We start from the raw sequence: 18,773 nt of genomic DNA on the forward strand, positions 1-18,773 counted from the left end.
GCCGCAGGACGTGACGCCACAGGACGTGGCGCCGCAGGACTCTTCCCCGACCCCGCGAAAGGAACGCTGACCATGCGCTTCACCAACGGATACTGGCTCGACCGCGAGGGCTTCACCGTCCAGCGCGGACGGCAGGTCCACGACCTCCAGGTCGATGCCGAGCAGTCAGAGGTGCGCGCCTACGCCCCGGTCCGGCCCGTGCACACCCGCGGGGACACCCTGAACAACCCGCAGCTGACCGTCACCTACCAGGCCGTCGCCGACGGCGTGATCCGGGTACGCGTCCAGAATCATCGCGGGGTGCGCACTCCCGAGCCGCGCTTCGAGATCGCCGCGGATGCGCAGTACCGCGGCGTGATCACCGAGGGCGCCGACGGGGCCGTCTCGCTCGCCGCCGGCGACCTCGAGCTGCGGATCGCCCGGGGGGATGAGTGGAAGGCGGACTTCGTCTCGGCCGGACGCGAGCTGACCAGCTCCCTGGAACGGTCGATCGCGCACGTCATCGCGCCCGACGGGAAGCGGTACATGCACGAGCAGCTCACGCTCCGACCGGGGGAGAGCATCTACGGGCTCGGTGAACGCTTCGGCGCCTTCGTGAAGAACGGCCAGAGCGTCGACATCTGGAACGAGGACGGCGGGACCACCTCCGAGCAGGCGTACAAGAACGTGCCGCTGTACCTCAGCTCGCGGGGGTACGGCGTGTTCGTCGAGGACACCGGCGGGGTGTCCTTCGAGGTCGGCTCGGAGATGACCACCCGCGTGCAGTTCTCCGTCGAGGGTCAGTCCCTGACCTATCTGCTGATCGACGGCCCCACGCCGAAGGACGTGCTGCGCCGCTACACCGGCCTGACGGGCCGGCCGCCGCTGGTACCGGAATGGTCGTACGGACTGTGGCTGTCGACGTCGTTCACCACCGACTACGACGAAGCCACCGTCATGTCCTTCATCGACGGCATGGAGCAGCGCGGGATCCCGCTGTCCGTCTTCCACTTCGACTGCTTCTGGATGCGCGGCTTCACCTGGAGCGACTTCATCTGGGATCCGGCCACGTTCCCGGACCCCGAGGGCATGATCCGGCGCCTGCACGAGCGCGGGCTGAAGGTCTGCGTGTGGATCAATCCCTACATCGCCCAGAAGTCCTATCTGTTCGACGAGGGCATGGAGCTCGGCTACCTCGTGCGCACCACCTCCGGCGACGTGTGGCAGACCGACCTGTGGCAGGCGGGGATGGCGCTGGTGGACTTCACCAACCCCGAGGCCGTGCGCTGGTACCGCGGCAAGCTCGAGGCCCTGCTGGACATGGGCGTGGACTGCTTCAAGACCGACTTCGGTGAACGCATCCCGGTGCGGGACATCTCCTGGCACGACGGGGCCGATCCGGAGAAGATGCACAACTACTACACGCACCTGTTCAACCGCACCGTGTTCGACCTGCTCGTTCAGCGGCGCGGGGAGGGTGACGCCGTGCTGTTCGCCCGCTCCGCGACGGCCGGCGGCCAGCAGTACCCGGTCCACTGGGGCGGGGACAACGACTCCTCGCTGCCCTCGATGGGCGAGACCCTGCGCGGCGGGCTGTCGCTGGCGCTCTCCGGCTTCGGGTACTGGAGCCACGACATCGGAGGCTTCGAGGGCAACCCGGACCCGCTGGTGTTCAAGCGCTGGCTGGCCTTCGGCCTGCTCTCGTCCCACTCGCGCCTGCACGGCTCCAGCTCGTACCGGGTGCCGTGGGCGTTCGACGACGAGGCCGTGGCCGTGGCGCGCCGTTTCACCCTGCTCAAGCAGCAGCTGGTGCCGTACCTCCAGGACATGGCGCGGCAGGCGCACGAGCACGGCACCCCGCTGCTGCGCCCGATGGTGCTCGAGTTCCCCGAGGACCGCACCTGCCACGCCATCGACACCCAGTACATGCTGGGCGATTCCCTGCTGGTGGCGCCGGTGTTCGACCCGCAGGGCGAGGTGGAGTTCTACCTCCCCGAGGGTCGCTGGACCTCCGTGTTCGACGGCACCGTCGAGACCGGAGGGCGCTGGCTGCGCCAGAGGCACGGCGTCATGACGCTGCCGCTGTACGTCCGCGACGGAGAAGATCTGGGGCTCGACATCGCCGCCATCGACGGCTGAGTCCCCGGCCGGTCGAGCCCAGGCCGGCCATCCCGGGCCCCGCCACGACCGTCGGCCGTGGCGGGGGTCGGGGCAGCGATGGGGAAGCCCGCGCGTTCCGCGGCACACATGACGAGCCGGCCGCCGCATCCACGATCGGATGCAGCGGCCGGCTCGTCGTCTCCGACGGCTGGCGCCGGATAGGGCTGCTACTTGCTGAAGCCCGCGGTCAGGCCGCTGATCAGCTGTCGGCGGCCGACGATGTACAGCGCCAGGATCGGCAGTGCGGAGAGGATCACGGCGGCCAGCACGGCCGGGATGTTCTGGGTGAACTCGCCCTGGTAGGCCCACAGCGACAGGGGCAGCACGCGCTGCTCCGAGCTCTGGGTGAGCACCAGGGGGAAGAGGAACCCGTTCCACACCTGCAGCGCGTCGTAGATGCCGACGGTGACGATCGCGGGCCTCGCCAGCGGGATCACCAGCGAGCGGAACATCTGCCAGTCGCTCGCTCCGTCGACCGTCATGGACTCGTACAGCTCCTTGGGGACGTCCCGCAGGAAGTTCGTCAGGATCAGCACGGTGATCGGGATGGCGAAGGCGATCGAGGGCAGGATCAGCGCCCACAGGGTGTCGTAGAGGCCCAGCTCCACGATCAGGTAGTAGATCGGGATGATCGTGGCCTGCAGGGGGATGGCGATGCCCAGTAGGAACAGGCGCTGGCTGAACCGGGCAAGCCGGGTGCGGCTGCGCACGATCACGTAGCTGGCCAGCAACGAGGACACCACCACGGCGACCACGGTGAGCACGGTGACGAACACCGAGTTCGCGAAGTAGCGCAGGAAGTCGTTCTCCAGCACGTACCGATACGGCTCGAACGTGAAGTTCAGCGGCAGCGACAGCGGGTTGGACGAGTAGTAGTCCGACTGCGGCCGCACGCTGGTGACCACGATGTAGTAGATCGGGACCAGGATGACCAGCAGCCAGAGGAAGGCGAGGACGCCGCCGATGACGTTGGGGGAGCGGTGACCGCTCGTGGTCGAGATGCTCATCAGGCGCCCTCCATCTGGCTCTCCATGCGGTCGGCTCCCGAGATCCGGTTCAGGGTGAGCGACAGCAGCAGGCCCACCACCACGAGGATCACGGCGATCACGCTGGCGGGACCCATCTGATAGGACCGGAAACCGGTCAGGTACATATCCAGCGGCAGGATCCGGGTGGCATTGCCGGGGCCGCCCTGGGTCAGGATGAACACCAGATCGAAGTAGGTCAGCGACCCCACCAGCATCAGGGTGGAGCTGGTGACGATGGTGTACTTCAGCTGCGGCAGGGTGACGTTGAAGAACTGTCGCACCCGGCCGGCCCCGTCCAGCGTCGCCGCCTCGTACATGGAGGCGGGGATCTGCCGCACACCCGCCTGGTAGAGCAGGGAGTGGAACGGGACGAAGGACCACGAGATCACCATGATCACCGTGTAGAACGCCAGGTTGGGCGAGCCCAGCCAGTCCTGGCCGAGCCAGTCGAGACCGAAGGCGCGGGAGAGCCCGAAGTTCGGGTCCAGCAGCGCCCCGAAGGTGATCCCGATGGCCGCGGCGGAGAACAGCAGCGGCAGGAAGTACAGCACGGAGAAGGCCTCGCGGTACCGCTGATGACCGGCCATGAACGTGCCCAGCAGCAGGCTCAGCGGGAACTGGACCACGTAGCTCAGCGCCGTCAGCAGGAACGTCAGCTTCATGGCGTTCAGCGTGACCGGGTCCTGGAAGACGGTGAACCAGGCGCTGAGGCCGGCGAACTGCGGCGTGCCCAGTCCGTCCCACGCGAAGAAGGACAGCACGACCACGCCCGCCAGCGGCAGCAGCGCGAAGATGCCGAAGAAGCTCAGCGCCGGCAGCAGCAGCCAGTTGCTGGGGCCGGTCCGGTAGCCCGTGCGGGCCCGGTCGCCGGCTCCGCGGGGGCTGTCGACACCGCCACGGGATCCGTCCCGGGAGCCTGCAGCGTCCTCCCGGGACGGGTCCACACCGGCCGCGCCGGCGGCGGACGGATGCGTGGGGGACTGCGCCGAGGTCATGAGTCGATGGTCGCGTTCATATTGGCGACGAAGTCCGCGGGCTCGATCTCCCCCAGGAAGATCTGGGAGAGGTTGGTCAGCAGTTCCTGGGCGGGGGCCGGGGGCAGCGCCTGGTCCCAGGACAGCTGGAAGTGGGGAGCGTTCAGGACCATGTCGTAGGCGAAGGTCAGGAAGTCCTCGTCGTCCAGACCCTTGAGCTTCTCCTCCAGCCCGGCCACGGCGGGGATGGCGCCGATGGACAGGAAGTCATCGACCATGTCGTCGTTGAGGTTGTACTCGTTGAGGTACTGGATCGCGAGCTCCTGGGTCTCCTCGTCGGCGTCGGCCGAGACGGACCAGTAGTTGGCGGGGTTGCCGACCACGTTGGCCGGGTCGCCCTCGCCGCCCTCGACCTCGGGGAAGTTGAGGAAGCCCAGCTTGCCGTCGGCGACGAACTCGGGGGCGTCCTGCTTGAAGGTGCCGTACACCCAGCTGCCCTGGAGCAGCATCGCGGCCTGCCCGGTGTGCACGAGCGCGGCATCGGCACCCGCATCGGCCGTGACCGACCCGAAGCCGGAGCCGAAGGCGCCGGCGTCGACCAGCTCGACGATGGACTCCAGGGCGGAGGTGATGGCCGGCTCGGACCAGGCCTCCGGTTCGCCTTCCAGCACCTTCTGGAAGGCGCCCTCGCCGCCGATGCGGTCGGTGAGGTACTGGATGTACATCAGCTCCGGCCACACGCTCTGCCCGGCCAGGGACAGCGGGGTGACGCCGGCGGCGGAGAAGGTGTCGATGGCGGACATCAGCTCGTCCCACGTGGTGGGCGGGGTGACGCCGTGCTGCTCGAACAGTTCGGTGTTGTAGTACAGGATCACCGGCTGGGTGTCGTTGTTGGGCACTCCGTACTGCTTGTCCTCGATCTTGCCGACATCGGCGATCGAGGGGATGGTGCGGCCCAGCACGTCGTCCACCTTGCCGGTGAGGTCGACGACGGACTCGTTGTCGACGTAGTCGGCCAGGGTGCCGCCGGCCCAGTTGAACACCAGGGTGGGGGCGTTGCCGGAGCCGATCGCGGTGCGGATCTTCTCCTTGTAGGCATCGTTGGCGAAGAACTGCACGGCGAACTCGTTGTCGGGGTTCGCTTCGTTCCAGGCGTCGAAGGAGGCCTGGTAGGTGTCCTGCTTGGCGCCTGTGAGGGCCCAGACGGACAGGCTCGACGGGGAGCCGGCCCCTCCCGAGGGCTGGGCGCCGCCGCCGCAGGCGCTGAGGGTGACGAGGGCAGGGACGGAGATCCCGAGGCCGGCGAGAGTCGCGCGGCGGGTGACAGGCTTCATTGCTGTACTCCAGTTCGCAGGTCCGGCAACAGTGCCGAAAGCTTTCGGAAAGTGCGAGTGCAGTGTCAAGGTAGCCCGCGCGATCCAGAGCGGTCAAGCCCAGGTCATGGTCCGATGCCCGTTCGAAACTCTCCCCGCGACAAGAACTGCCCGGACCAGCACATGCGGAGTCGGAAGGGCGCTGGTCGGCTCCTCATCGTGGCCTCGCTCAAGCGCGTGGAGGGGGAGTCTGTGAGGGACGTCCCGCGGGGCACGCAGCGCCCGGCCGGCGTGCGGTGTCCAGCCGGTGTGCAGCGCCCCGCGCGGCATACAGCGCCCGGCCGGGGTGCAGCGTGGGGTGTGGCACGAAGGTGTAGCTGAGCGGACCGAGACCCCTCTCAGAGCAGGGCAGATGCCACACAGCTACATGTTCGTGTCAACGTCCCCTCCGCTCGGCTCGGGGCGGCCCCGGTGGGCAGCCCCGGAACCTCGGACGGTCGCGGGCGGGCCGGCGCATCCACCCGCGGGCAGACCCGGAACCCTGGCCGGCCGTGGCCAGGCCCCGCGCGCCCCGCCCGGGGACAGACGAGAGCCCGGCGACCAGGAGATCACCGGGCTCTCGGGGAGCAGGGCAGGGTCAGGCGGTGGGTGCCGAGGCCAGCACCCGCGCCTGGTTCTGGGCCTTCACGGCGAGTTCGACCGCCTTGAAGGCGTGGTCCTGGGTCATGGCGTTGTCCGTACGGTTGAGCACGTCGAGGATGAGCTCGCCGAAGTAGGGGAAGCCCACCTGACCGTTCGCCTCGATGCGGTGCTCGCCCTTGCCGTCGACGAGGATCACCTGGCCGCCACCGTTGTCTGTGGTGACGTCGAGGTACTTGCGCAGCTCGATGTAGCCCTCGGTGCCCAGGATGAACGTCCGGCCGTCGCCCCAGGTGCGCAGCCCGTCGGGCGTGAACCAGTCCACGCGCACGTACCCGGAGGCGCCGCTGGACAGGGCGATGTGGGCGTCGCCGAAGTCGTCGAGCTCGGGGTGGTCGGGGTGGCCGAAGTTGCCGATCGAGCTGGAGAGGATCTCGGCGTCGTCGGAGCCGGTGAAGGTGAGCATCTGCTCGAAGTTGTGGCTGCCGATGTCGGTGAGGATGCCGCCGTAGCGGGCGCGCTCGAAGAACCAGTCGGGCCGGGAGGCGGGGTCACCGAGACGGTGCGGGCCCATGCCCATCACCTGGATGACGTCGCCGATGGCGCCGCGCTCGATGTACTGGCCGGCGAGCACGGCGGCCTCGACGTGGATCCGCTCGGAGTAGTAGACCGCGTACTTCTTCCCGGTGCGCTGGGTGGCCTCGCGGGCCTTCGCGAGCTGGTCGAGCGTGGTCAGCGGGGCCTTGTCGGTGAAGTAGTCCTTCCCCGCCTCCATCACGCGGATGCCGAGGGCCGCGCGGTCGGAGGTGACCGCGGCGGCCGCGACCAGGTGGACCTCCTCGTCGGCGAGGACCTCTTCCTCGCTCTCGGCGATCCTCACCTGCGGGAACTTCTCCTGGAACGCCTGGGCGCGCTCGGGCTGGGGATCGTAGACCCATTTCAGGGTGCCCCCGGCCCCGAGCAGGCCCTGGGTCATGCCGCCGATGTGGCCGTGGTCGAGGTGCATCGCGGCGAAGACGAACTCGCCGGGCTCGACGACCGGGCTGGGCATCTCGGCGGGGGCGTAGTCGGCTCCTTCGGAGGCGGCCATGGGAGGGGTCCTTTCGACGAACGGTCGGGGTGGTCCGGGTGATCCGGGACGGGGAGGGGCGCGGGCAGGCTCAGGACGCGGGCAGGCTCAGGACGCGGCCGCGGCACCGGCCGGGTCCGTCCCGCCGACGGTGATGCCGCCGTCCTGGGAGGCGACCGAGGCGGTCTTCTCGAAGAAGTGCGGTGCCCTGGCCTCCAGGGTGCCGGCGCGGTAGTAGGGGTCATCGGCCGGGATCGGCAGGTCGATGGTGCGGCGCTCGATGGCCGCCGCGTAGATCGCCGTGACCAGTTCCAGGGCCCGTCGGCCGTCCTCGCCGGTGATCAGCGGGTCCCGGCCCTCCCTGATCGCGGCGATGACGTCGCGCAGTTGGCCGGCGTGGCCGGTGTGCTCCAGTTTCGGCAGCGCCGCGTTGAAGGATTCGAGGTCGGCGACCAGCGAGCTGTTGCCCTCGGGGGTCGGGAACCCGTTGGGCTGAGGGGTCTCGGCGACCACGGCCCAGGGCTGGGAGACGCGGGCGTGCTCGCCCTGGACCACGATCTCCTGCTGCTGACCGTGATGGACGACAGAGCTGGTCAGCTCCGCCAGGCCGCGCTCGTACTGCAGGATCGCCACCCCGAGATCCTCGACCTCGGCGTTTTGGTGCTGAGCGTTGGTCATCATCGCCGCGACCGCCTGCGGCCGGCCCAGCAGCCACAGAGCGATGTCGATGTGGTGGATCGCGTGGTTCAGCGTGCAGCCGCCGCCCTCGGAGGCCCAGGTGCCGCGCCACCACAGGTCGTAGTAGGACAGCCCGCGCCACCATTCCGAGGCGATGCGGGTGTGGGAGATCGAGCCGAGCTTGCCCGAGTCCAGGACGGCCTTGAGCCCCATCATCTCGTCGCGGAATCGGTTCTGCGCGATCACCGAGAGGATCTTCCCGCTGCGTCGCTGCGCCTCGATCATGGCGTCGCAGTCCTCGAGCGAGGGCGCCATCGGCTTCTCGACGATCACGTTGATGCCGGCCTCCAGCGCCTTGACCGCGACCGGGCGGTGGGCCGACGGGGGAGTGGTGACGCTGACCAGGTCGAGATCCTCGGCCTCGAACATCGCGTCGGTGTCCGCGTACGAGCGGGCCTCCGTCAGGCCGAACGCCTCACGCTTGGCGTCGGCCCGCTCGAGCGTCAGGTCGGCCAGGGCGACGATGCGCACCTCGTCGGACGCCTCCAGGTAGGCACCGAGATGGGCGTCGGAGATGTTGCCGGTACCGATGACAGCGACGTTGAGCATGAGGCGGAGAGCCTTTCCGGCGGTGGGGCGGGCGAACGGTGAGCGATGGAGAGTGGGGGATTTTCGGGGGATCAGTGAGGGTGAGGGGTGGCTCGGAGGCTGCGGGCCCGTACGACGTGCCCTGCCAGCAGCGCCGTGCTGCGGCATCGGGCGGGTCGCGCCATCGCAGCGCCGCACCTGGCTCCGGTAAGCCATTTCCAGAAGTGTCCTGCATCACCACGGCCGTAGCAGTCGCGTGCAGGATGTTGCCACGGCATGCGGTGTGTCGTACCAGCCCGAGCGGTGCAGCCTCGAGCGGTCCAGCCCGAACGGCCCAGCCCGAACGGCCCAGCCCGAACGGCCCAGCCCGAACGGGCCGCCGAGCGTCCCCGCTCGGACGGCACGGCTCGGACGGCACGGCTCGGACGGCACCAGGTCAGATGGGCGTCTGCAGATCCTGAAGGCCGACCGCGTCGGGACGCTCGCACGTGCTGGTGATCTCGATCCTGCGCCCGCTGGTCGAGGACTCCAACACGGCGTTCATGACCTCGAGGACGTGCTGGCCCAGCTCTCCGCTCGCGCGCAGGGCTGCTCCGCGCTCGGCCATGTCGGCCAGTCCGATGCCGCGGGAGGCGCTGACGTATCCGGCCGACTCCGGCAGCGTCTCCCAGCCGTCCCCGCCGAGCGGGTGCACGGAGACCTCGCCCTCGAAGCGGTTGGGATCGGGCACGGCGAGGCTGCCTCCGGTGCCGTGGATCTCGATCGGGCGGGCCGCGGTCGCGACCGCGTCGAAGCTCATCACCAGCGTGGACAGCGCGCCGGATGCGTGGACGAGCACACCGGTGACATGGGTGTCGGTGGTGACCGGGATGCTCTCGCCCTGGCGGGGACCGGAGCCGATCGTGCGCTCCGGGCGCAGCCGGCTGCTCGCCCCGATCACCGCGTCGATCGGTCCCAGCAGCGTGACCAGGGCGTGGATGTAGTACGGCCCCATGTCCAGCAGCGGGCCGCCGCCGGGGACGTAGTAGAAGTCCGGCTGCGGATGCCAGCGCTCATGGCCCGGGGTGAGCATGGTCGCCGTCGCGGCGATCGGGGTGCCGATGATGCCGTCGTCGATCGCGGCGCGGGCGGTCTGCGTGCCGGTGCCCAGCACCGTGTCCGGAGCGCTGCCGACGATGACGCCGGCCTCGCGGGCGGCCTCGAGAACCGCCCGCCCCTCCTCGGTGGTGACCGCGAACGGCTTCTCGGAGTAGACGTTCTTGCCGGCGGCGATCACGCGCAGGTCGACGTCGGCGTGGGCGGCGGGGATCGTCAGGTTCAGGACCGTGTCGACATCGGGATCGGCGATCAGCTCGTCGACTCCCAGCGCCCGCACCCCCTCCCGGCCCTCCGCCGCGGCCTGCGCGCGCTCGGGGTCGAGGTCGGCGACGGCGACCAGTTCGACCCCCGGCAGGGCGTCGAAGGTGGCCAGGTACTGCCGGGAGATCACGCCGCAGCCGATCATGCCGATCCGCATCGGCTCCCGGTCGCCGCCGACCGCCCCGGCCGGAGCCGAAGCGGTCTCCTGATCGTTCAGCGTGCTGCCCACAGCAGGCCCCTCTCGACGATGGTGCGCACGTTCGGATCCTCGAGCACCTCGACCCGGTGACCGGGCGTGGAGACGAAGATGCGCCCCTGGCCCCACTGCCGTGTCCAGATCGCCGGGGAGGTCACCGGGCGGTGCCACCGATCCCAATCGCGCACCTTCTGCGTGGTGGTGGCGAGCACGTCGATGTAGTCGTCCGAGAGCACCCAGTACTGCTCGGTGACCAGGTCGAAGTCCTCGATGCCCCGGGTGATGGGATGCTCGGCGGCCTCGGGCAGCATGTTCACGGTGTAGGGCACGTAGTTGTCGGACTGCTCGCCGGTGCGCTCGTCGGGATGCTTGCCCGGATGGCAGCCGAACTGGCCGCCGATCAGCGTGAGGTAGTCGGAGTTGCTGCGGTAGCTGTCGGCGATGCCGCCGTGCCAGCCGGCCAGCCCGGTGCCGGCCTCGACGGCCGCGCGCAGGCCCTCGAACTCCTCCTTCTCGATGGTGGACATCGTGTTGCACTGGAGGATCAGATCCACCGTGGCCATGTACTCCGCGTCGGCATAGACGGCCGGGGAGCCCTCGATGCGGACGTCGAAGCCGTTCTCCCGCAGGAAAGGGATGAACAGGTCGGTGGTCTCGACGGGCTGGTGGCCGTCCCAGCCGCCGCGGACGACGAGCGCCCTGCGGGCGCCGGGATCCTGGCCTTCGTCGACGAAGATGCTGGTCGAGGAGGTGGGGTGGTCGGTCATCGGGTGTTCTCCTGAGTGTCGATCCGCTGCCAGCTGCTGCCGTGGTCCGAGCTGGACTCGACGGCCGCGAGGACGCGCTGGACCTGCAGCGCCTCCTCGAAGGACGGGGAGGGCTCGGTGCCCTCGCCGATCGCGCGCACGAGGTCCGCGATCTCGTGGGTGAAGGTGTGCTCGTAGCCGAGGCCGTGCCCGGTGGGCCACCAGGCCTCGGCATAGGGGTGCTCCGGCTCGGTCGTGAGGATGCGGGTGAAGCCCTGCCGCCCCTCCGGTGCGGTGGCGTCGTAGAACTGCAGCTCGTTCATCCGCTCGAAGTCGAAGGACAGGGAGCCCTTCGAGCCGTTGATCTCCAGGCGCATCGCGTTCTTGCGGCCCTGCGCCATCCGGGTGGCCTCGAAGGAGCCCAGCGTGCCGCTGGCGAAGCGGGCGGTGAACAGTGCGACGTCGTCGACCGTGACCTGCTGGCGCTCGCCGGAGGTGTCGCCGCGGCCACCGAGACCTTCCGCGGTCCCTGCCGCGGGCCGGGTCGGAACCATCGTCTCCAGCGTGCCGGAGACCTCCGCGATGTGCTGGCCGGAGACCCATTGGGCGAGATCGATGACGTGGGCGCCGATGTCGCCGAGGGCCCCGGATCCCGCCTTGTCCTTGTCCAGGCGCCATGTCATGGGGGCGTCGGCGTCGGAGAGCCAGTCCTGGAGGTAGTTGGCCCGGATCTGGCGGATCTCGCCGACCGCGCCGTCCGCCACCAGGCGGCGGGCGTAGGCGAGCGCGGGGGTGCGGCGGTAGCTGAACCCGCACATCGTCAGTGACCCGGCCTCGCGCGACTGCTGCGCGGCCCGGGCCATCTGCTCGGATTCCTCCACCGAGTTGGCCAGCGGCTTCTCGCGCAGCACGTGCTTGCCCGCGGCCAGCGCCGCCGTGGCGATCTCGAGGTGGGTATCGCCCGGCGTGCAGATGTCGATCAGATCGATCTGGGGATCCTCGACCAGGTCCTGCCAGCGTGTGGTGGCGGACGCGAAGCCGTAGCGCTCGGCGGCCGCGCGCACGGAGCTGTCCGTGCGGCCCGCGATGGAGTGCAGAACCGGCGTCAGCGGCAGGTCGAAGAAGCGATGCGCGGTGCGCCAGGCATGGGAATGGGCGGCCCCCATGAAGCCGTAGCCGACCATGCCGACGTGCAGCGGTCGGATATCTTGATGCGGCGATGTCACGGGCTGTCTCACGGCTCCTCGGGAAAAGTTTCGGGACGACGGGCGGGCGCTGCTCCCGACGCGGCGGTCGATCCCCACCGGCACGGCGTCCATGCCGAAAAAGTCCGTTGGCCAGTGATGACGCGGGAGGCCGTGGAGCGCCGGGGCCGGGGAGCGTCCGTCGGGAACCGCTTGCACCCTATCGCGCCGCCGGTGTTGACCGGCAAGCGGACGCTCATCTAGTCTCGGCACCACCGAAAGTGGCCGAAAACTTGCTAAACGAGACCGAACCCCGAGTGGCCGACGCCGATGCGTGCCCTCGTCGGCAGTGCGAAGGAGCACCCCATGACCGTTCCCGCGTGGACAGACCCCTCGGTGGGCACCGAGCAGCGCGTCGAGGCGCTGCTGGCCGACCTCACCCTGGAGGAGAAGGTCGCTCAGCTGGGCAGCTACTGGAAGCGGCCGGAGATCGGTGACGCGGAGGGCTTCGCCCCCATGCAGTCCACCTTCGACGAGGGCCGCGATCCCTTCGAGGAGGCGGCGCGCAACGGTCTCGGGCACATCACCCGTCCCTTCGGCAGCGCCCCGATGACTGCGCAGGAAGGTGTCGAGAACCTGCGCCGCATGCAGGCCACCGTCACCGAGAACTCCCCGCACGGGATCCCGGCGATCGCGCACGAGGAATGCCTGACCGGGCTGATGGCGCACGAGGCCACCACCTATCCCGCCGCCATCGCCTGGGGTGCGAGCTTCGACCCGGAGCTGATCGGCGAGATGTCCCGTCGCATCGGCGCGGACATGCGGGCACTGGGAACCCATGTCGGCCTCGCGCCCGTCCTCGACATCGTGCGCGACTACCGCTGGGGCCGCATCGAGGAGACCATGGGGGAGGACCCGTACCTCACCGGCATGCTGGCCACCGAGTACGTGAGGGGTCTGCAGGATTCCGGCGTGATCGCCACGCTGAAGCACTTCGCCGGCCATGCCGCCTCGCGCGCCGGCCGCAACCACGCCCCGGTCTCCATCGGCCGCCGCGAGTTCCACGAGATCGACCTGGTCCCCTTCGAGATGGCCGTGCGCCGGGGAGAGGTCGGCGCGGTGATGAACTCCTACGCCGACGTCGACGGCATCGCCCCCGCGGCCAGCCACTGGCTGATGACCGAGCTGCTGCGCGAGACGTGGGGCTTCGAGGGCACCGTGGTCTCCGACTACTGGGCCGTGAACTTCCTGCAGTCCATGCACCGGGTCGTGGAGACCACGCGCGAGGCCGCCGTGACCACGCTCCGCGCCGGTATGGACGTCGAGCTGCCCGAGACCAACACGTTCCCGCTGCTGCTGGAGGCCATCGAGGACGGGGACCTCGACGTCGAGGTGCTGGACACCGCGGTGCGGCGGGTGCTGCGCCAGAAGGTGGAGCTGGGCCTGCTGGATCCGGGCTTCGACCCCGCCACGACCGGCGAGGCCATCGACCTGGACCCGGCCGAGAACCGCGAGGTCGCGCGCCGGCTGGCCGAGGAGTCCATCGTCCTGCTGCGCAACGACGCCGCGACCCTGCCGCTGGCGGCCCCGGGCCGGATCGCACTGATCGGCCCCAGCGCCGTCGAGCCGCGCAGCTTCCTGGGCTGCTACAGCTTCACCAACCACGTCCTCTCGCGCCTCGAGGACAACGGCACCGCCGTCCCCGTTCCGTCGCTCGCCGAGGCGATGACCGCCGAGTTCCCCGGCTCCACGGTCACCACCGTCGCGGGCACGGACTTCACCGGCACCGGCACCGCCGGGATCGCCGAGGCCGTCACGGCGGCCGAGGCCGCCGATGTCGCGGTCCTCGCCGTCGGCGACATCGCCGGACTCTTCGGTGCCGGCACCTCGGGCGAGGGCTGTGACGTCGCGGACCTCCAGCTGCCCGGCGCCCAGCACGAGCTGGTCGAAGCCGTCCTGGCCACCGGCACCCCGGTGGTGCTGGTGATGGTCACCGGTCGTCCCTACGCGCTCGGCGCCTACGTCGACCGCTGCGCCGCCATCGTGCAGGCATTCATGCCCGGCGAGGAGGGCGGCAGCGCGATCGCCGGCGTCCTCTCCGGTCGCGTGAACCCCTCGGGCCGCCTGCCCATCGGCATCCCCGGCGGCATGGGCGGCCAGCCCGGCACCTATCTGGCCCCGGTGCTGGCGTGGGTCAGCGAGGGCATCTCCAACATCGATCCCAAGCCGCTGTTCCCCTTCGGCCACGGTCTCGGCTACTCCCGCTTCGAGTACTCGGACCTGGAGGTCTCGGCCACCGAGGTCGCCCCCGACGGCGCCGTCGAGGTCTCGGCAGTGGTGACCAACGTGGGCGAGCGCGAGGGCAAGGAGGTCGTCCAGCTCTACCTCAGCGACCCCGTCGCCTCGGTGGTGCGCCCCCTGAAGCGGCTCGTCGGCTTCACCAAGGTCGCTCTCGCCCCGGGGGAGAGCGCCCGGGTCACCTTCGATCTGCACATGGACCGCGCCGCCTTCCTCGGAGAGGACTACCGGCGCATCGTCGAGCCCGGCGAGCTTCGGGTGCGCGTGGGCGCCTCGAGTGAGGACACCGCGCACGAGGCCTCTTTCCGGGTCGTCGGCGAGGTGCGCGAGGTCAGCGACGGCGACCGGGTGCTCGTCACGCCGGCGACGGTCGTGCCGGTGAGCAGGAGCTCCGAGTCGCAGGGCGCCCTCGCCGGTGCCACCGCGTTCCTACCCGGTCAGCACTGACCTCACGGGGCGACCCGAGGACCATGAGGACCATGAGGGCCCCTGTCAGACCGCGGTCCGAAAACTTTCGTTACGTGATGGGTATCCGACGGCATGCGCGCAGAAGGATTCCCGCTAGCGGACCCTGACGGTGCACAGCCCTCTCGCTGCCGTCCTGCAGCGCTGTGGCCTGCCGGAATGATGTCCGCCGTCCACAGCGCTCAGAACGTATCGGGCGGTCGCCGCAGCGACTGGCAGGGGAGAGCGCTTCCCTTGACGGTGAGAAACGGCGCCCTATAGACTGAAAACAAACCGATACTCCGGATGAATATTTTCGGCGGTGATCACGACGTAGTGATGAGAAGAGGTGAAGTATCGATGTCGATGCAGCCGGTACACGACGTATGACCGTTCAGCAGGGATCACCCGCACCGGATGGCACACAGGGTGTCGACGGCGTGCCCGCACGACCGGCGACAGCGGCCCCTCCCTCGAGCGGGAGACCCGGACCAAAGAAGAACACCTGGCGACGCGTGCTGCGCAAGGACTGGCGGCTGTACACGTTCCTGGTCCTGCCGCTGGCGTATCTGCTGGTGTTCCGGTATCTGCCGATGGCGGGGAATATCATTGCCTTCCGTCGGTTCCGCCCCGGTGGGAACATCTTCGGCGACGAATGGGTGGGCCTGCACTACATCAAGATGTTCATCTCGGACGCGAAGTTCTGGGACGTCTTCCAGAACACCGTGATCCTGGGGCTGCTGACGCTGCTGATCTGCTTCCCGATGCCGATCATCCTGGCGCTGCTTCTCAACGAAATCCGCGTGCGGTGGTTCAAGCGTCTCGTGCAGACCGTCTCCTACCTGCCGCACTTCATGTCGATCGTCATCGTGGCCGGCATGGTGTTCCAGATCTTCTCGGTCCAGGGAACGGTCAACCAGCTGATCACCCTGGTGGGTGCCGACAGAATCAACTTCATGCAGAACGCGGACTGGTTCCGCACCATCTACGTCAGCTCGGAGCTGTGGCAGACGGTCGGCTGGGGAACCATCCTCTACCTGGCCGCACTGACCACGATCGATGACCAGCTGTACGAGGCCGCCCGCATCGACGGGGCCAACCGCTGGCAGCAGACCTGGCACATCACTCTGGTGGGCATCCGGCCGACGATGATCACGCTGCTCATCCTCAACATCGGCACGTTCATGGCGGTCGGTTTCGAGAAGGTCCTGCTGCTGTACAACCCGCTGACCTATCCGACGGCTGACGTCATCGCGACGTACCTCTATCGAATCGGCATCGAGTCCAGCAACTTCAGCTATGCGACGGCGATCGGCCTGTTCGAGTCGATCATCGGGCTCACGCTCGTGCTGTCCGCCAACGCCATCTCGAAGAGAACAGTGGGGACGAGCCTGTGGTGACCGTGACTTCTACCCCGACACCCGCCGACGGCTCCGGGCCAGCAGCGCCGGCGCGCCGGCGCCCGACCGTCATCAAGGAAAGCCTGGGCTATCGGGCATTCACCGTGATCAACACGGTGGTGCTGATCCTCGTGATGGTCGTGATGCTGTACCCCTTCGTCAATATCCTGGCGCAATCGTTCAGTGCCGAGGGCTACATCGTCTCGGGCCAGGTGAACCTGGTCCCGCGCGGGTTCAACCTGGACACGTACAAGGTCGTCATGGCGGACGACATGTTCTGGATCAATTACAAGAACACCGTGGTATACACCGTGGTCGCCACCACGATCTCGATGGTCCTGACCACGACGTTCGCCTACGCATTGTCGAAGCGGCGCCTGAAGATGCGTGCGATGTTCATCGGTATCGCCGTGTTCACCATGTTCTTCAACGGCGGCCTGATCCCGAACTACATCCTCATCAAATCGCTCGGCTTCACCAACTCGATCTGGGCGATCGTGATACCCAATGCGATCAGCGTGTTCAACCTGCTGGTGATGAAGGCGTTCTTCGAGAACATGTCCGAGGAGCTGGAGGAATCCGGATCCGTGGACGGGCTGACGACGTACGGGATCTTCGCCAGGATCGTGCTGCCGCTCAGCAAGGCCGTCATCGCGACGATGATCCTGTTCTATGCGGTCTCGTTCTGGAATCAGTGGTTCCAGGCGTTCCTGTACATGGACCGCGCGGAGCTGTACCCCGTCACCGTCTACCTCCGCAATCTGATCGCCGGAGCCACCAACGCCGCATCCGTGAGCGGTGGTGCCGGTGCAGACGGCATGGGCCAGGTGGCCTCCAACATCCAGGCCGTCACGATCGTCCTGACGGTGCTCCCCATCGTCTGCCTCTACCCCTTCCTCCAGCGCTACTTCGTCTCCGGCGTGATGCTCGGGTCTGTGAAGGGCTGATCCATTCCTACGGGTGCGGCCACCGGCGGTCGCATCTTCCGCGGCCGACGGTGGCCGCATCCAGGCGGATCTTCGGATCCACATCAGAAAGGTCTGCATCATGGCAATGAAACGACGCAGTTTCGTCGGCGGGCTCGCAGTGGGACTCGTCGCGACCGGATTGAGCGCCTGCGGGGGCGGGGACGACGACTGGGGCGAATCCGGCTCCGGGGGCGGTGAGCCGGCCAATCTCGATGACAAGCGCGTGGGCGCGATGGACGACTACGACGTCGGCACCACCTTCGTCGCCACGGAGCCGCTCGAGATCGACATGCTCTACCGCGACCACCCCGCCTACCCGCTCAACGAGGACTGGCTGGTGCTGACCACCACCGAGGAGCGCAACAACGTCACATTCGCGATGACGACCGCGCCCCTGAGCGACTTCGAGCAGCGGCGCAGCCTGCTGGTCGGGGCCGGGGACGCCCCCTCGGTGATCCCCGTGACCTATCCGGGCCAGGAGTCGCAGTACGTCGCCTCGGGCGCGATCCTTCCCGTCAGCGACTACCTCGATCTGCTGCCGAACTTCCAGCAGAAGGTCGCCGACTGGGGACTGGAGAAGGAGATCGACTCGCTGCGGCAGGAGGACGGCAAGTTCTACATGTTGCCCGGTCTGCTGCAGTCCGCCCGCCCCGACTACACCGTCGGCCTGCGCATGGACGTGCTGGAGGAGCTCGGTCTGTCCGAACCCACCAGCTGGGACGAGTTCCGCGAGACCCTGGAGGCCATCAAGGACGCCAAGGGCGGCAACTACGTGTTCTCCGACCGCTGGAAGGGGGATGCGCTGCTGCAGCTCGCCGCGCCCACCTTCGGCACCGTCGGCGGCTGGGGCCTGTCCGCGAGCCAGTGGGATGCGGAGGCCGGCGCCTTCGTGTTCCCGGGCGCGACCGAGGGGTACCGCGCGATGGTCGAGTACTTCGCCGGCCTGGTCTCGGACGGGCTGATGGACGCGGAGTCCTTCACCCAGGAGGACGACCCGGCGATGCAGAAGCTCGGCCAGGAGTCCTCCTACGCGATGACCACGAACTTCCAGGAGATCGAGACCTCCCGCACTGCGCTGGACAGCACCGTGGGCGAGGGGAACTACCGCTTCGAGAAGATCCGCGTGCCCTCCGGCCCGGCGGGCGACGTCTTCGGCGGCCGTCGCGTCCAGAGCGGCGTCATGTTCAACTCGAACATCCTGGACAAGGACACCTTCGTCGCGATCATGCAGTGGGTGGACTGGAACTACTACTCCGACGAGGGACTCGAGTTCGGCAAGTGGGGCGTGGAGGGCGAGACCTTCACCCGCAACGGCGAGGAGCGCGTGCTGGCCGACGACGTCGACTGGCTGGGCCTGAACCCGGACGGCACCAAGGATCTGCGCGTGGACTTCGGGTGCATGAACGGCGTGTTCCTGCATGAGCACGGATCCTCCGACGAGCTGGTGCGCACCCTCATCCCCGAGGAGGAGGTCGCCTGGCAGGAGCGCATGGCGGACAAGACGCTGATCGACCCGCCGCCGCCCGCGCCGCTGAACGAGTCGGAGCAGGAGCAGGCCTCGCTCTACCAGACGGCGCTGACCGACTACGCCAAGCAGAACACCCTTGCCTTCATCACCGGCCAGCGCGACCTGGGTGAATGGGACGCCTACGTCGAGGAGCTCGAGGGCCAGAACATGACCTCGTACATCGACATCGTCAACGGCGCCTACCAGCGCTACCAGGAAGCGAACGGCTGAGGCGATCGGGGT

The 18,773-nt window shown here is 68.5% G+C and carries 13 protein-coding genes; 5 read left to right on the forward strand and 8 right to left on the reverse strand.

From position 1 onward, the window contains the following. Window positions 1–72 precede the first annotated feature (72 nt). Entirely contained in the window at window positions 73–2,118 is a 2,046-nt protein-coding gene (gene yicI, locus ACFQS2_RS01730; protein WP_377792504.1) for an alpha-xylosidase, read from the forward strand. A gap of 188 nt (window positions 2,119–2,306) precedes the next feature. Here yicI and ACFQS2_RS01735 read toward each other — a convergent pair whose 3' ends face one another. The 8 genes from ACFQS2_RS01735 to ACFQS2_RS01770 all read right to left on the reverse strand — a co-directional run bounded on the left by ACFQS2_RS01735 (window position 2,307) and on the right by ACFQS2_RS01770 (window position 11,913). After that, window positions 2,307–3,146 (reverse strand): carbohydrate ABC transporter permease, encoded by an 840-nt coding sequence (locus ACFQS2_RS01735; RefSeq protein ID WP_377792505.1) that lies wholly within the window; start codon window positions 3,144–3,146, stop codon window positions 2,307–2,309. Further along, window positions 3,146–4,162, reverse strand: a complete 1,017-nt coding sequence (locus ACFQS2_RS01740) for a carbohydrate ABC transporter permease (protein ID WP_377792506.1) — start codon at window positions 4,160–4,162, stop codon at window positions 3,146–3,148. The genes ACFQS2_RS01735 and ACFQS2_RS01740 overlap by 1 nt, the downstream gene beginning before the upstream one ends. Next, entirely contained in the window at window positions 4,159–5,475 is a 1,317-nt protein-coding gene (locus tag ACFQS2_RS01745; RefSeq protein WP_377792507.1) for an extracellular solute-binding protein, read from the reverse strand. Before ACFQS2_RS01745 ends, ACFQS2_RS01740 begins: the two co-directional genes overlap by 4 nt. A gap of 616 nt (window positions 5,476–6,091) precedes the next feature. Continuing rightward, a complete protein-coding gene (locus ACFQS2_RS01750; protein ID WP_377018658.1) occupies window positions 6,092–7,183 on the reverse strand; it encodes a Gfo/Idh/MocA family protein in 1,092 nt (363 codons plus the stop codon). A gap of 87 nt (window positions 7,184–7,270) precedes the next feature. Further along, on the reverse strand, window positions 7,271–8,449 hold the full coding sequence (locus ACFQS2_RS01755; RefSeq protein WP_377792508.1) for a Gfo/Idh/MocA family protein: 1,179 nt from the start codon (window positions 8,447–8,449) through the stop codon (window positions 7,271–7,273). A 415-nt stretch (window positions 8,450–8,864) separates the two neighbouring features. After that, window positions 8,865–9,944, reverse strand: coding sequence for a Gfo/Idh/MocA family protein (locus ACFQS2_RS01760; RefSeq protein WP_377792623.1), 1,080 nt, complete (start codon window positions 9,942–9,944; stop codon window positions 8,865–8,867). A gap of 56 nt (window positions 9,945–10,000) precedes the next feature. Further along, complete coding sequence (locus ACFQS2_RS01765) at window positions 10,001–10,750, reverse strand: ThuA domain-containing protein (protein WP_377792509.1); 750 nt, start codon at window positions 10,748–10,750, stop codon at window positions 10,001–10,003. Further along, on the reverse strand, window positions 10,747–11,913 hold the full coding sequence (locus ACFQS2_RS01770; RefSeq protein WP_377792624.1) for a Gfo/Idh/MocA family protein: 1,167 nt from the start codon (window positions 11,911–11,913) through the stop codon (window positions 10,747–10,749). Before ACFQS2_RS01770 ends, ACFQS2_RS01765 begins: the two co-directional genes overlap by 4 nt. 366 nt (window positions 11,914–12,279) lie before the next feature. Between ACFQS2_RS01770 and ACFQS2_RS01775 the strand changes: the two genes are divergently transcribed. The 4 genes from ACFQS2_RS01775 to ACFQS2_RS01790 all read left to right on the forward strand — a co-directional run bounded on the left by ACFQS2_RS01775 (window position 12,280) and on the right by ACFQS2_RS01790 (window position 18,761). Beyond that, complete coding sequence (locus ACFQS2_RS01775; RefSeq protein WP_377792510.1) at window positions 12,280–14,658, forward strand: glycoside hydrolase family 3 N-terminal domain-containing protein; 2,379 nt, start codon at window positions 12,280–12,282, stop codon at window positions 14,656–14,658. Window positions 14,659–15,041: 383 nt separating this feature from the next. After that, window positions 15,042–16,055, forward strand: coding sequence for an ABC transporter permease (locus tag ACFQS2_RS01780; RefSeq protein ID WP_377792511.1), 1,014 nt, complete (start codon window positions 15,042–15,044; stop codon window positions 16,053–16,055). Continuing rightward, a complete protein-coding gene (locus tag ACFQS2_RS01785; RefSeq protein ID WP_377792512.1) occupies window positions 16,049–17,002 on the forward strand; it encodes a carbohydrate ABC transporter permease in 954 nt (317 codons plus the stop codon). Before ACFQS2_RS01780 ends, ACFQS2_RS01785 begins: the two co-directional genes overlap by 7 nt. Before the next feature lie 100 nt (window positions 17,003–17,102). Beyond that, a complete protein-coding gene (locus ACFQS2_RS01790) occupies window positions 17,103–18,761 on the forward strand; it encodes an extracellular solute-binding protein (protein ID WP_377792513.1) in 1,659 nt (552 codons plus the stop codon). Window positions 18,762–18,773: the final 12 nt, after the last annotated feature.

The sequence above is a fragment of the Brachybacterium sp. GCM10030267 genome, from assembly GCF_042666875.1.
GTDB lineage: Bacteria > Actinomycetota > Actinomycetes > Actinomycetales > Dermabacteraceae > Brachybacterium.

Coding starts and splice junctions, on each gene's coding strand:
- yicI (WP_377792504.1), top strand. CDS start 73: ATGCGCTTCACCAACGGATACTGGCTCGACCGCGAGGGCTTCACCGTC.
- ACFQS2_RS01735 (WP_377792505.1), bottom strand. CDS start 3,146: ATGAGCATCTCGACCACGAGCGGTCACCGCTCCCCCAACGTCATCGGC.
- ACFQS2_RS01740 (WP_377792506.1), bottom strand. CDS start 4,162: ATGACCTCGGCGCAGTCCCCCACGCATCCGTCCGCCGCCGGCGCGGCC.
- ACFQS2_RS01745 (WP_377792507.1), bottom strand. CDS start 5,475: ATGAAGCCTGTCACCCGCCGCGCGACTCTCGCCGGCCTCGGGATCTCC.
- ACFQS2_RS01750 (WP_377018658.1), bottom strand. CDS start 7,183: ATGGCCGCCTCCGAAGGAGCCGACTACGCCCCCGCCGAGATGCCCAGC.
- ACFQS2_RS01755 (WP_377792508.1), bottom strand. CDS start 8,449: ATGCTCAACGTCGCTGTCATCGGTACCGGCAACATCTCCGACGCCCAT.
- ACFQS2_RS01760 (WP_377792623.1), bottom strand. CDS start 9,944: ATGCGGATCGGCATGATCGGCTGCGGCGTGATCTCCCGGCAGTACCTG.
- ACFQS2_RS01765 (WP_377792509.1), bottom strand. CDS start 10,750: ATGACCGACCACCCCACCTCCTCGACCAGCATCTTCGTCGACGAAGGC.
- ACFQS2_RS01770 (WP_377792624.1), bottom strand. CDS start 11,913: ATGGTCGGCTACGGCTTCATGGGGGCCGCCCATTCCCATGCCTGGCGC.
- ACFQS2_RS01775 (WP_377792510.1), top strand. CDS start 12,280: ATGACCGTTCCCGCGTGGACAGACCCCTCGGTGGGCACCGAGCAGCGC.
- ACFQS2_RS01780 (WP_377792511.1), top strand. CDS start 15,042: ATGACCGTTCAGCAGGGATCACCCGCACCGGATGGCACACAGGGTGTC.
- ACFQS2_RS01790 (WP_377792513.1), top strand. CDS start 17,103: ATGGCAATGAAACGACGCAGTTTCGTCGGCGGGCTCGCAGTGGGACTC.